At 59.6% G+C, this 11,925-nt stretch carries 10 protein-coding genes; 6 read left to right on the forward strand and 4 right to left on the reverse strand.

Annotated elements, in window-relative coordinates; all coding sequences use genetic code 11:
• Nucleotides 1–17: 17 nt before the first annotated feature.
• Nucleotides 18–2,171 (reverse strand): TonB-dependent siderophore receptor, encoded by a 2,154-nt coding sequence (locus BLR16_RS18210; RefSeq protein ID WP_003368604.1) that lies wholly within the window; start codon nt 2,169–2,171, stop codon nt 18–20.
• 234 nt (nt 2,172–2,405) lie between these two features.
• On the opposite strand from BLR16_RS18210, the gene BLR16_RS18215 reads away from it, so the two are divergent.
• The 5 genes from BLR16_RS18215 (at nt 2,406) to BLR16_RS18235 (ending at nt 7,429) form a co-directional block, all read left to right on the forward strand.
• Nucleotides 2,406–3,965, forward strand: coding sequence for a cryptochrome/photolyase family protein (locus tag BLR16_RS18215; RefSeq protein ID WP_074807956.1), 1,560 nt, complete (start codon nt 2,406–2,408; stop codon nt 3,963–3,965).
• Nucleotides 3,962–4,105, forward strand: a complete 144-nt coding sequence (locus tag BLR16_RS18220) for a DUF2256 domain-containing protein (RefSeq protein WP_003368606.1) — start codon at nt 3,962–3,964, stop codon at nt 4,103–4,105. The genes BLR16_RS18215 and BLR16_RS18220 overlap by 4 nt, the downstream gene beginning before the upstream one ends.
• Before the next feature lie 146 nt (nt 4,106–4,251).
• Complete coding sequence (locus BLR16_RS18225) at nt 4,252–4,680, forward strand: DUF2231 domain-containing protein (RefSeq protein WP_003368607.1); 429 nt, start codon at nt 4,252–4,254, stop codon at nt 4,678–4,680.
• The gene (locus BLR16_RS18230; RefSeq protein WP_092194463.1) at nt 4,677–5,969 is read left to right on the forward strand and encodes a PQQ-dependent sugar dehydrogenase; all 1,293 of its coding nucleotides are present in this window, start codon (nt 4,677–4,679) and stop codon (nt 5,967–5,969) included. The genes BLR16_RS18225 and BLR16_RS18230 overlap by 4 nt, the downstream gene beginning before the upstream one ends.
• A gap of 260 nt (nt 5,970–6,229) precedes the next feature.
• Nucleotides 6,230–7,429, forward strand: a complete 1,200-nt coding sequence (locus BLR16_RS18235) for an MFS transporter (RefSeq protein WP_074807960.1) — start codon at nt 6,230–6,232, stop codon at nt 7,427–7,429.
• A gap of 62 nt (nt 7,430–7,491) precedes the next feature.
• On the opposite strand, the gene BLR16_RS18240 is transcribed toward BLR16_RS18235, so the two are convergent.
• Nucleotides 7,492–9,132 carry a methyl-accepting chemotaxis protein gene (locus tag BLR16_RS18240; protein ID WP_024662578.1) on the reverse strand — a complete coding sequence of 547 codons (1,641 nt, stop codon included), beginning with the start codon at nt 9,130–9,132 and terminating at the stop codon, nt 7,492–7,494.
• A 265-nt stretch (nt 9,133–9,397) separates the two neighbouring features.
• Entirely contained in the window at nt 9,398–10,393 is a 996-nt protein-coding gene (locus BLR16_RS18245) for an aldo/keto reductase (protein ID WP_074807964.1), read from the reverse strand.
• Between the two features lie 156 nt (nt 10,394–10,549).
• Here BLR16_RS18245 and BLR16_RS18250 point away from each other — a divergent pair, with 156 nt between their 5' ends.
• Complete coding sequence (locus BLR16_RS18250) at nt 10,550–11,272, forward strand: haloacid dehalogenase type II (protein ID WP_060708841.1); 723 nt, start codon at nt 10,550–10,552, stop codon at nt 11,270–11,272.
• A 25-nt stretch (nt 11,273–11,297) separates the two neighbouring features.
• On the opposite strand, the gene BLR16_RS18255 is transcribed toward BLR16_RS18250, so the two are convergent.
• Nucleotides 11,298–11,816: a GNAT family N-acetyltransferase gene (locus BLR16_RS18255; RefSeq protein ID WP_074807968.1), complete on the reverse strand. Its 519-nt coding sequence runs from the start codon at nt 11,814–11,816 to the stop codon at nt 11,298–11,300.
• Nucleotides 11,817–11,925 lie beyond the last annotated feature (109 nt).

Here is an 11,925-nt window from a genome sequence, read left to right on the forward strand (position 1 = left end):
AGCAGCGTGGCTCAGGTTCAGAAGCTGTACTTGGCCGTCAACGCATAGCTGCGCGGGTTGCCGTACACGTCGGTGGAGCCCCATACCGAGCTTGCGCCAATTGCCGTGTAGTAGGTGCGGTCGAAGATGTTGTTGGCGTTCAGTTGCAGGTCGAGGTTCTTGCTCACCTGATACCCCGCCATCAGGTCGGCGACGGCGTAGCTGCCCTGTTCCAGGCGATAGCTGCCATCAGTGAGTGCGATGTCGTTATACATGCGGCTCTGCCAGTAGACGTTGCCGCCGACACGCATTTTCTCCAGTGCGCCCTGCAGGCGATACACCGTCGACACCTTGAACAGATGCTCGGGCGTGTCGGTGTCGAAACGCTGGTTCTTTTTCGTCGGATCGGCGTCCTTGAGGTAGTGGGTGCGGGCGTAGGTGTAGCCTGCGCCGACTTGCCAGTTCTCGGTCAGCGCGCCTTGCACTTCCATCTCGACGCCCTGACTGCGTACCAGACCGGCAGCGTCGTAACAGGTCAGGACCGCGCAGCCCGCCTGGGTCGGTGACTGGGTCTTGAGGTTTTTCTGGTCGATCTGGAACACCGCCAGGGAGGTATTGAGGGCGCCGTTGAAGTATTCACCCTTGATACCGACTTCATAGTTTTCGCCGACCACCGGCTTGAGCACCTTGCCGGACAGGTCCTGTGCGCTCTGCGGCTGAAAGACATCGGTGTAGCTGGTGTACAGCGAGTGGTGTTCATCCAGCTTATAGATCAGCCCTGCGTAGCGCGTCAGATTACGGGTGACTTTGTAGTCTTCATCGCCGGCGCGGTCATCGTAGTCGTACCAGTCCAGACGGCCGCCGAGGATCAGGGTCAGCGGATCGGCCAGGCTCAGGCGTGTGGTGAGATAGACTGCGTCCTGAGTGGCGATGCTGTGCGTCTTGCCATCGCGGACGAAGTCCGGCTTTGGCGCGCCGATGGGCAGACCGGTGTCGTAAGGGCTGTACTCCTTGCTGGTCTGGTCGTATACGCGCCGGCTGGTGCCGACCACCACTTCATGAGTGCGGCCGAAAGCTTCGACCGGTCCACTGGCATAGACATCGAAGGCGGTCTGCTTCTCTTCCGGCCTCGACTGGTAGGCCGTGGTTTCCAGCGGGCCGTTGTAGCGAGACAGATAGGTGCCCGAAAACAGGCCCTCCAGCGACGAGCTCGAGCCTGCTACGCGCAGTTTCCAGTCATTGTCGAAACGGTGCTCCAGCTCACCGAACACGGTGTCTATCTGGATTTTCTTGTTTTCCCAATCCGAGCCGGAATAGGTGGAGCGCGGCAGGTTCAGGTGGTGACCATCGACGCCGAGGGGCAGGCCGCCCCAGAAGTAGTTGGTCTGATCTTCCTGACGAGACAGGCCCAGGGTGGCGGTCGTCGCGTCGCTCAGATCGGCTTCGACCACCCCGTAGAACACGCCGTGATCGCTCTTTTCCTTGTCGCGGAAGCTATTGGCATCCTGGTAGGAACCGACTATCCGGCCGCGAACCGTGCGGCTGTCGTTCAGTGGGCCGGACGCGTCAAACACGCCACGGTAATCGTCCCAGCTCCCGACCGTGCCGGTGAGGGTGACCTGTGGCACGGCGGTAGGGCGCTTGCGCACCATATTGATCGCTGCCGAAGGATTGCCAGACCCTGTCGCCAGGCCAGTCGCACCCCTGATCACCTCGACATGATCGAACATGGCCAGATTGGGTTGAACGCCTGCCGTGTAGCCCGAGTACGAGGCGGGCAGGCCGTCGTACATGATGTTGTCGATGTCGAAACCGCGCGACGTGTAGGTTTGCCGACCGGGGCCGCTGGACTGATCAAGGAACAGGCCGGGCGTGTACCTGACCACATCATTGATGCTGGTCATGGCCTGATCGTCCATGCGCTGACGGGTGACGACCGTCACGGCCTGCGGCGTTTCACGAATGGTCAGCGGCAACTTGGTCGCGGTCTGCATCGGGCCGGTGGTGTAGGACTGACTGCCTTCGGTGGTGGAGCCAAGTTGATCACTGCTGATCTGCGTGGCGCCCAGTTCCATGGTCGTGGCGGGCTGTTCCTCAGCGGCAAAGGCTGCCTGCGTGGTGGCAGCCCAGATGCCCATGGCCAGCAGACCCGGTGTGAAACGATTACTGCGTTGTGATTGTTGCCCCGACATGAACCCGACACTCCCTCGATGCCCTCCATGGCAGGATGATAATAGTGTTGATAATGGTTCGCATTAGTGTGACAGGTTGTTTCCCACAGAAAAAGACACTGCGAACAAATAGTTAACAAAATTTTCACATTCCACATTGAGGTCGGGCGTGTGTCGTCTTAAGGGGCTGATGGGTATTCCATCGAGAAGCGCTATGAAAATCTTGTACATGAAATTACATTGGTACAAGTTTTTATGACTGCGGAGCCTCTTCCATTGACCCAAGCCCCTCGTCTCCACCTGATCCTCGGCGATCAGCTTTCCTTCGATCTCGCATCCTTGGCGGGGCTGATCCCCGAGCGCGACACGGTCCTGATGGTCGAGGTCATGGAAGAGGCGAGTCATGTGCCGCATCATCCGCAGAAGATTGTGCTGATCTTCAGCGCCATGCGTCATTTTGCCGAGGCGCTGCGTGAGCGTGGTGTTCGGGTGCAGTACGTCATGCTCGATGATCCGCAGAACACAGGCTCGGTGCCGGGGGAGTTACAGCGCTGGCAGGCCCTGTTGCGAGCAGAAAAGCTGCACATCACCGAGTGCGGCGACTGGCGTCTGGAGCAGTCGATCAAGGACTGCGGGTTGCCCATCCAGTGGCACGCCGATACGCGCTTTCTCTGTTCCCGTGACGAGTTCTCGTCGTGGGCGCACGGCAAGAAGCAGTTGCGCATGGAGTTCTTCTATAGGGAGATGCGCCGCAAAAGCAGGCTGCTGTTGAACGGCGACGGTACGCCGGTCGGTGGTGCCTGGAACTTTGATGCCGAGAACCGCAAGGCGCTGCCCAAGGGCGTGGCAGCGCCATATCCGCTGCGCTTTTCCGCCGACACCATCACCTGCCAGATACTGGAGCTGGTAGGTGAGCGCTTTGCCAGCCATTACGGCTCGCTGGATGATTTCGACTATCCGGTTACGCACGTCGATGCTCAAGCGCTATGGGAGTACTTTCTGGATTACGGCCTGGCCGGTTTCGGCGATTATCAGGACGCCATGGCCACTGGTGAGCCTTTTCTGTTTCATGCCCGGATCAGCGCGGCGCTGAACATCGGGCTGCTGGATTTACGCCAGGTGTGCAGTGACGTTGAATCCGCGTACTGGTCGGGCAGGGTGGGGCTGAATGCCGCCGAAGGTTTCATTCGCCAACTGATCGGCTGGCGTGAGTATGTGCGTGGCGTCTATTGGTTGAAAATGCCCGATTACGCGGGCGGTAATCTGTTCGGTAACAGCCGGCCACTGCCCGAGTTTTACTGGACCGGCGAAACGAAGATGAACTGCATGAGTCAGGCCATTGGCCAGAGCCTGAAGCATGCCTACGCCCACCATATTCAGCGTCTGATGGTGACCGGCAACTTTGCCCTGCTTGCCGGCATCCTGCCGGAGCAGATCTGCGAGTGGTACCTGGCGATCTACATGGATGCCTTCGACTGGGTCGAGCTGCCCAATACGCTGGGCATGGTCATGCATGCGGATGGCGGCTATCTGGGCTCCAAACCTTATTGCGCCAGTGGCCAGTACATAAAACGCATGTCTGACTACTGCCGCGGCTGTGCGTACAAGGTCACTGAAAGCACCACTGAGGATGCCTGCCCGTTCAATGCGCTCTACTGGCATTTCCTGATGCGTCATGGCGACCTGTTACGTCGCAATCAGCGCATGGCGATTATCTATAAAAACCTTGATCGCATGGCTGAGCCCAAGCAACAGGCGCTCTGGGAGCGCGGCGAGCACTTGCTGGCCAGACTGGATGCCGGAGAGGCGCTTTGAAAAAGAGTGAGTTGCCGGTCAAAACCTGTGCGGTCTGCGGGCTGCCGTTTACCTGGCGCAAGAAGTGGGCGCGTTGCTGGGATGAGGTGCTTTATTGCTCTGAGCGTTGCCGGCGAAACAAGCGCACTGCAAGCCAATAGCGTTTTCAAAATATTTCGAAATGAAAAGCGCTGAACTATCGCTTGGTCAGCACGATCATTCCTTATGCGCATTCAGCGCGACCCCGACCTGCCAGCGCATCCGCGCTGAGTTTTGATCCTGGGTCGCCGAACGAAAAGGAGCCGTCATGACCGTAACCACCCATCCCGTCTACCGCTACACGCCAGGCCCGCTACATGCGACCTTGCTTGCCGGAACCGTGCCTTTGTTTCTCGGCGGCTTGCTGAGTGATATTGCCTATTACCAGACCTTTCAGGTTCAGTGGAGCAACTTTGCCGCCTGGCTGATCGCCGGAGGCCTGTTGTTCTGCGGGCTGGCGTTGCTGTTTGCGCTGGTTAATCTGGTTCGCGCCGATCACAAGGCCGGTCGTCCCGTGGTGTACTTCCTGTTGTTGCTGGTTACCTGGGTGCTGGGTCTGGTCAATGCCTTCGAGCACGCGAAAGACGCCTGGGCGGTTATGCCGTCTGGCTTGATCCTGTCGGTCATTGTTACTGTTCTGGCCTGCGTTGCGACGTGGACCGGGCTCACCAGCCTGCGTTCCGGAGGTGCAGAATGAGAAATATCCACGCATTGGCTGCATTGAGCATGGCGCTGCTGCTGAGCGCCTGCGGTGGTGAAGCCGACAGCACTCAGGCGCGCGGACCGGACCCGAAGTTGCCGGACCCGCAACGTGGCCTGTTGCCGAGCATGAAGATTGCCGAACCGACGGCTTGGGGCGATCAGAAGCCTGCCGTGCCTGAGGGTTTCAGTATCACGGCGATTGCCAGTGATCTGAATATTCCACGTCAGTCCATCGTTTTGCCCAATGGCGACATTATCGTTGCCGAAGGGCGCGGCGGCAGCGCTGCCAAGCTCAAACCCAAAGACGTGATTGCCAGCGTCATCAAGGCCCAGGGCAACACCAAGGTCAAGAGCGGTAATCGTCTGACACTGTTGCGGGACGCGGACGGCGACGGCAAGTATGAGCTGAAAACGGTCTTTGCCGAGAACCTGAATGCGCCCTATGGCCTGGCCTTCGCGAACGGCAAGCTGTACGTGGCCAACCAGGATGCGCTGGTCAGCTTCGATTATCAGGAAGGTCAGACCAAGGCCAGCGGTGAGCCGACCAAGGTCACCGATTTGCCTGCGGCGATCAACCACCACTGGACCAAGTCGCTGACGGCAAGCCCTGATGGCCGCTACCTGTATGTCGGCATCGGCTCGAACAGCAACGTGACCGAGCGCGGCATGGAGGTCGAGATCGATCGGGCGATGGTCTGGCAGATCGATGCCGCCACTGGTGCGCACAAGCCTTATGCGACCGGTCTGCGCAACCCTACGGCGCTGGCGATTCAACCGGGCACCGGGCAGTTGTGGACGGTGGTCAACGAGCGTGACGAGCTGGGGCCTGATCTGGTTCCGGATTACCTGACCTCGGTGAAGGAGGGCGCGTTCTACGGCTGGCCTTACAGCTATTGGGGCCAGAATGTCGACACGCGTGCCCAGCCACAGAACCCGGCCAAAGTCGCTGCGGCGATCAAGCCTGATTACAGCCTTGGTTCGCACGTCGCCGCACTGGGCGTGTCGTTCTCGATCCCGGCCATGGGCGACAAGTTTGCCGACGGCGTGTTCGTTGGCGAGCACGGCAGCTGGAACCGTGATAACCCGGTGGGTTACAAGGTGATCTTTGTGCCGTTCAGCAATGGACGTCCTGCCGGCGAGCCTGTGGATTTCGCAACCGGTTTCCGCGGAGCTGACGGCAAGACTCGTGGCCGTCCAGTGGGCGTGACAGTTGATCCGAAAGGCGCACTCATCATCGCCGACGACCTGGCAAACACCGTCTGGAGAGTGACCCGCAACAAGTAGGTCACATGGCCTGGGGTCGTTGTTGAGTGATCGTTCCCAAGCTCTGCTTGGGAACGCCGTTCGTGAAGCTCTGCGTCAACCATGCAACCTCGACGCAGAGCATCGGCCTGATGGCCAGTCCTGGCTGGGCTTACCTCGCGTCATCCACACAAAATTCTTTCGCAAGGTGGCTTCGATACGGGCTTACACGTTAGGGTTGGCCGCATCCACGCGCTGGCCTGAGTGGCTGGTCGCTGACATTCCCGAATTCTGGAACCGCTGTGAGTCGCTTTGAAACCGCTGGAAACGTAGAAACAAAACCCGCTTCATGGTGGGCCGTTGGTAGCGTATCGCTTGGGTCGTTCGCCACCGTCACCACTGAATTTCTGCCGGTCGGGCTGCTGCCCGATATCGCTCACGACCTGGGAACCAGCATCAGCCAGACAGGCTTGATGATGGCCGTCCCCGGCGTCCTCGCGGCCATTTCGGCACCGTCCTGTATTGCCCTGTTCAGTCATGTCGACCGCAAGCGCCTGTTGCTCGGGCTGTTGTCGATATTGCTGGCATCCAACCTGATCGTCGCGCTGTCCACGCACTTCTTGCTGACCCTTGCGGGCAGGGTCCTGCTCGGCTTCGCGCTGGGCGGATTCTGGACGATTGCCGGTTCGCTCGGGCCTCGTTTGAGGCCCGGCAAGGAGGGCGTCAAGGCTACCGCCTATGTGCTGGCCGGCGTCTCGATCGGCACCGTCGCCGGGATTCCGGCCGGTACGTTGATCGGTGAAGCCTTCGGCTGGCGGGCGGCATTTGAAGCAGCGGCAGTGGTCACGGTGGCAGTGGGGTTGTTGATCGCATTCTTCCTGCCTGCGTTGCCGGGCGAGCGTTCTGCCGGCATCAGCCAGATGCTGTCATTGGCTGGCGAACAGCGCATTCGTCGAATGTTCGCTGCCGCACTGTTGATCTATGTGGGGCACTTCGCGGCGTACACTTACCTCGCGCCCTTCGTGCAGGAATTCGCGCATATTCAGGGCCAGGCCCTGGGGGCATTGCTTTTCGCGTTCGGCCTGGCGGCGGTTGCAGGCAATCTGGCCGGTGGAGCCCTGGCGGCCAGAAGTGCGCCGTCCTCGGTGCTGATCATGACTCTGCTGATGCTGGGTTCGCTGACTGCGCTGCTGATGTTCGTCGGCAACCCGTGGCTGCTCTGGCCGGTGATTCTGGTCTGGGGGTTCGCTTTCGGGATGATCCCCATCACCACGCAGATCTGGTGTTTCGAAGCCTCCAATGATCGCGTGGAAGGTGTTCAGGCGCTGCTGGTCTGTGTGGTGAATCTGTCGATTGGCGGCGGGGCGTTCATTGGCGGCGTGGCGTCCGGTCGGGCCGGCTTCACCGCTGCCATCGTGATCGGCGCGGTGTGTGCCGCGCTGTCCATGCTCACCGTGATGCTGGCGATGCGCAGCTCAAGACCGGTCAGTTGCACAGACTGATCTGCCGATAGCGGAATACCGCGGCGATGCCGAATGCATCGTCGCGATACCTCATTGCACCCTCAGCCTGCCTTGAAAAACGCGACCTTGCGGGTCAGGCGATCCGCAAGCTGTGCCAGCTCCTCGCTGGCGGTAGCCACCTGCTGCGATCCATTGGCGGATTTGAGTGTCGAGTCGTGGATACTGGTGATGTTCATCGCAACGTCTTCTGCCACTGAGCTCTGTTGAACCGAAGCGCTGGCGATCTGCGCGTTCATGTGATTGATCGCACTCACTTCCTGATTGATTCTCGACAGGGCGCTTTGGGCATTGCGTGTCTGCTCCACGGCGCGATTGACCAGTTCACAGCTGTCGCGCATGTTTTGTGCCGCGGTTTCAGTACCACCCTGCAGCGTGCTGATCATGTTTTGAATCTCCTGGGTCGACAGCTGGGTGCGATTGGCCAGCGAACGAACCTCATCGGCCACGACCGCAAAACCTCTGCCATGCTCGCCCGCGCGGGCGGCCTCAATGGCTGCGTTGAGCGCCAGCAGGTTGGTTTGCGAGGCAATCGAGTTGATCACCTCGATCACCGTTTCGATCTGCTCGCCGTGCCGTGACACCTGCTCCACGGTGCTGGTGGTTTCAGTCAGCGTGGCCGCCAGTTGTTCGATGGCGGTGGTCGTACCTTCGACGAGGCTGTTGCCGTTCGCAACCTCACTGTCAGCCAGGCGCGCAGCATCTGCGGCCTGTGCTGCGTAGCCCGAGACTTCACTGACCGTCGCGGCCATTTCACTGATCGCAGTGGCCACCTGTTCGGCTTCACGGGTCTGCACCATGATCTGGGTGTTGTTGGCGGAGGAGGCTGCCGACAGCACGGTAGAGGACTGGCTGACCTCCTGAGCGGCCATTCGCACTTCGGTGATGGTTTCCGAAAGACGGCTCAGCGCCGTTTTCAGCACACCCATGACGCTGTCGGGATACGCTGTGGTGATGGTTTGCTGCAGATCGCCCGCAGCCAGTCGGCGAATGGCCTCGGCAACGTCGACAGGCTCCGCGCCCAGCGTCTTTTTCACGAAGCGAATGATGAACGCCGACAGCGCAATGCTCAGCAGTACAGCGAACGCAGTGGCCAGCAGCATCAGGCCACGGAACTGGCTGGCGGTCGCCTGCACATTATCCAGCTGAACCCTGATCGAGGCTTCCTCATGGTCGATGAGCGCGTTGATACGCTTCAGCCATTCGCTGTAGTCGCCGGAGGTCTGGCTCAGCAAAAGGGCCTGGGCACCGGCGATGTCTCCGGCACGGCGCAAGGCAATCACGCTCTTGGTAGAGCCGAGCGTTTGCTGTTCGATTTCCTTGATGCCACGCAGCAATTGGCGTTCCTCGGCACTTATATTCTGCTTGGCGAACAACTGCTCCATCGGTACAGCCGAGTCGACATAGTCCTTTTCAAGACGGGTCATCTCTGCCAGATGCAGCGCCAGGTCCTGATCGTTGTTGACCAGCACGGCATCGCGCAAAGCGATTGCACGGTTGTGCACGCTGCCCCGGAAGTTGATCGCATAGCGCTGTACCTTGGCGGCATTTTCGCCTACGTCTTCCAGGGTGCTGTCGATGAACCCGACCCGCTGAATGCCAACGGCTGTGATCAAGATGAGCAGCGAGACGACAGCGGCAAATCCCAAGCCGATGCGCGTAGCCAGAGAAACCTGATTTTTCATGAAATGAACCCGAAAGAGGCAAGAGAAAAAGTCGAATTAAATAATGGCAAAGAGCCTTTATTCAGAATGGCCTGACGATACCGCCCAGTCGACTGACTGACTAATAGATATTTGCGTACAGTGACATAGACAGTTGTTATTTCAGAACGGTGTGACAGTTACGAAAGCTGCGGTGCGTTCTTTACGGGTATTCGTGGTCGCAGTCTCCAACAGGTAACCGGCGAGGCTCACGCCATTCGCCGGTCCCGGGGTTCTGCAGCGCCGGTCAGACGAAACCGGTCACTGCATGGGGCACGTACGGTGCCTCGAGGCGTTTGATGTCCTCATCACTGAGCACCAGTTGGAGTGCTGCGATGGCATCGTCCAGCTGCGTCGCCTTGGAAGCACCGACGATGGGCGCTGATACACCGCGTTTGGCCAACACCCAAGCCAGTGCGATTTGCGCCATCGGTACCCCGCGCTCTGCGGCAAGCTGTTCCACGGCATCGATCACTCGACCGTCTTCCTTTTCCGTCGCCTCGTAAAACGACTGGCCGGAAACGTCGGTTCTGGTCCGCTCGGTCTGCTGACCATGGGGCCTGGTCAGCCTGCCGCGTGCCATCGGGCTCCACGGCATCAGGCCGACACCCTGATCGATACACAGCGGGATCATCTCGCGCTCTTCTTCGCGATACACCAGGTTCAGGTAGTTCTGCATCGAGACGAACCTGCTCCAGCCATGCGCGGTTGCGACCTGCTGGGCTTTGGCGAACTGCCATGCGTACATGGAGGACGCGCCGATGTACCTGGCCTTGCCGGCATTGACCACATCGTGCAGGGCTTCCATGGTTTCTTCGATGGGCGTGTCATAGTCCCAGCGATGGATCTGGTACAGGTCAACGTAGTCAGTGCCGAGTCGCGTCAGGCTCGCGTCGATACTGGACATGATGGCCTTGCGCGAGAGGCCCTTTTCGTTAGGGCGGGTCGAGCCTTCCCACATGTTCGCCGGAAAGAACACCTTCGTTGCGATCACGGTCTCGTCGCGACGCGTGAACTCTTTGAGCAATTTACCAACGATGGTTTCCGAGGTGCCTGCCGAGTAGCTGTTGGCCGTGTCAAAAAAATTGATGCCTTGCTCGACGGCGTGTTTGATGATCGGCCTGCTTGCTTCTTCGCCCAGTGTCCAAGGGTGCGTTCCGGCATCGGGCTCGCCGAATGTCATGCATCCAAGGCACAGTCTGGAAATATCCAGTCCTGTGTTGCCAAGCTTTACGTAGTCCATGAATCCTCCATCTACCGTTGATTGATCAGTCGCCGAGCAGTTTTGCGTTTACAGATGGGGCAATGCCTGCCCGAAACAACGCTCTTTGGCGCGATTGGTTCTATAGTTCTAATTCTGTAGAACTATAAGCGACTGTGCACGATTCGGGAGAGCAATATGGCCAGGCTGGAACAGATAGGGTTTCTCGGTTTCGATGTATTCGGCACCGTTGTCGACTGGCGAAACGGCGTGGCGCGGGCCGCGGCGCCCTTTCTGCAGCGGCATGGCGTGGACATCGATCCTCTTGATTTTGCCGATCAGTGGCGGAGCCTGTATCAACCTTCCATGCAGCGCGTGCGTGCGGGTGAGCGCCCCTACGTGACACTCGATGTGCTCAACCGTGAGAGTCTCGAAACCGTGCTGGCGCGCCACGAGGTGGATTTCGGCAGCATCCCCGGGGCCGAGCTCGCCGAGCTGAACAAGGCCTGGGAGCGGCTCGATCCATGGCCTGACTCGGTCTCAGGCCTGACCCGATTAAAGCGTAGATTCTCGATCGGTACGCTATCGAACGGACACATCGCCGGAATGCTTAACCTGGCTAAATTCGGCGGACTGCCCTGGGACGTCATCGTCGGCGCGGAGATCGCCGGCACCTACAAACCGATGCCCCAGACCTACCTGAAGTCTGCAAAAGCAGTGGGCCTGGCGCCGCATTGCGTCGCCATGGTGGCTGCGCATAACGCCGACCTGACTGCCGCACGTGCGAATGGCTTCAAGACCGTTTTCGTCCGACGCCCCGCCGAGCACGGGCCAGGCCAGACATCTGACCTGACCGCCGAACAGGACTGGGACGTGATCGTCGATTCCCTGATCGAAGCGGCTGACGCGCTCGATTGCTGAAGCGCCTGTTACCTGGGTGGACCGGTTACCCGCGCAAGTCTTTCCACATATGCACCTTGGCGACGAATCCGGTGCCTACAGCGACTGCAAGGGGTTCGATGCCAAAGGTCACGAAGCCCATGCGCTCGTACAGCCCGACTGCTTCGGCGTTGCCCTGCGTGACAGTGAGCTGGACGACCAGAAGCCTGGGCCGGGTTCGGGCATGGTCGAGCACGCTGCGTACCAATCGAGAGCCGATGCCTCTGTTCCTGTGCGCCAGTGGCACATACATGCCGAACAGGGTCGATTTGTGTCGGGCCTTCTTTCGGGTTTCGACGCAAAGGCCGGCTACACCCAGCAAGAGACCGTCTTCAACGGCGGCAAACACTACTTCGGTTGCGTCAGCGCTGTCATCGAGCCTCTTCTCCCACCACTGGGCAGGCAGCACTTCGCGCTCCTTCACGTCAGAGGTAAAGGCGTCTGGATGACGTTCATAGGCCTCGAGCATCAAGGCGCGATAGGCAGGTGCATCGGCCGGAGTCAGTCGTCGGTAGGTGAGGGTCATGGAGGCCGGGCTCGTGTGAGTCAGTTTTCGAGTATTGCATTGCGCGCGGGGAAAAGTCGCCGCCGGACGCTGAAATTTCAAACCGCTCTCCCGCCTGGACAGCAGTGCC

Origin of the sequence: Pseudomonas sp. BS3767 (assembly GCF_900099665.1) — a bacterium.
Classification (GTDB): domain Bacteria; phylum Pseudomonadota; class Gammaproteobacteria; order Pseudomonadales; family Pseudomonadaceae; genus Aquipseudomonas; species Aquipseudomonas cerasi.

Coding starts and splice junctions, on each gene's coding strand:
- BLR16_RS18210 (WP_003368604.1), bottom strand. CDS start 2,171: ATGTCGGGGCAACAATCACAACGCAGTAATCGTTTCACACCGGGTCTG.
- BLR16_RS18215 (WP_074807956.1), top strand. CDS start 2,406: ATGACTGCGGAGCCTCTTCCATTGACCCAAGCCCCTCGTCTCCACCTG.
- BLR16_RS18225 (WP_003368607.1), top strand. CDS start 4,252: ATGACCGTAACCACCCATCCCGTCTACCGCTACACGCCAGGCCCGCTA.
- BLR16_RS18230 (WP_092194463.1), top strand. CDS start 4,677: ATGAGAAATATCCACGCATTGGCTGCATTGAGCATGGCGCTGCTGCTG.
- BLR16_RS18240 (WP_024662578.1), bottom strand. CDS start 9,132: ATGAAAAATCAGGTTTCTCTGGCTACGCGCATCGGCTTGGGATTTGCC.
- BLR16_RS18245 (WP_074807964.1), bottom strand. CDS start 10,393: ATGGACTACGTAAAGCTTGGCAACACAGGACTGGATATTTCCAGACTG.
- BLR16_RS18250 (WP_060708841.1), top strand. CDS start 10,550: ATGGCCAGGCTGGAACAGATAGGGTTTCTCGGTTTCGATGTATTCGGC.
- BLR16_RS18255 (WP_074807968.1), bottom strand. CDS start 11,816: ATGACCCTCACCTACCGACGACTGACTCCGGCCGATGCACCTGCCTAT.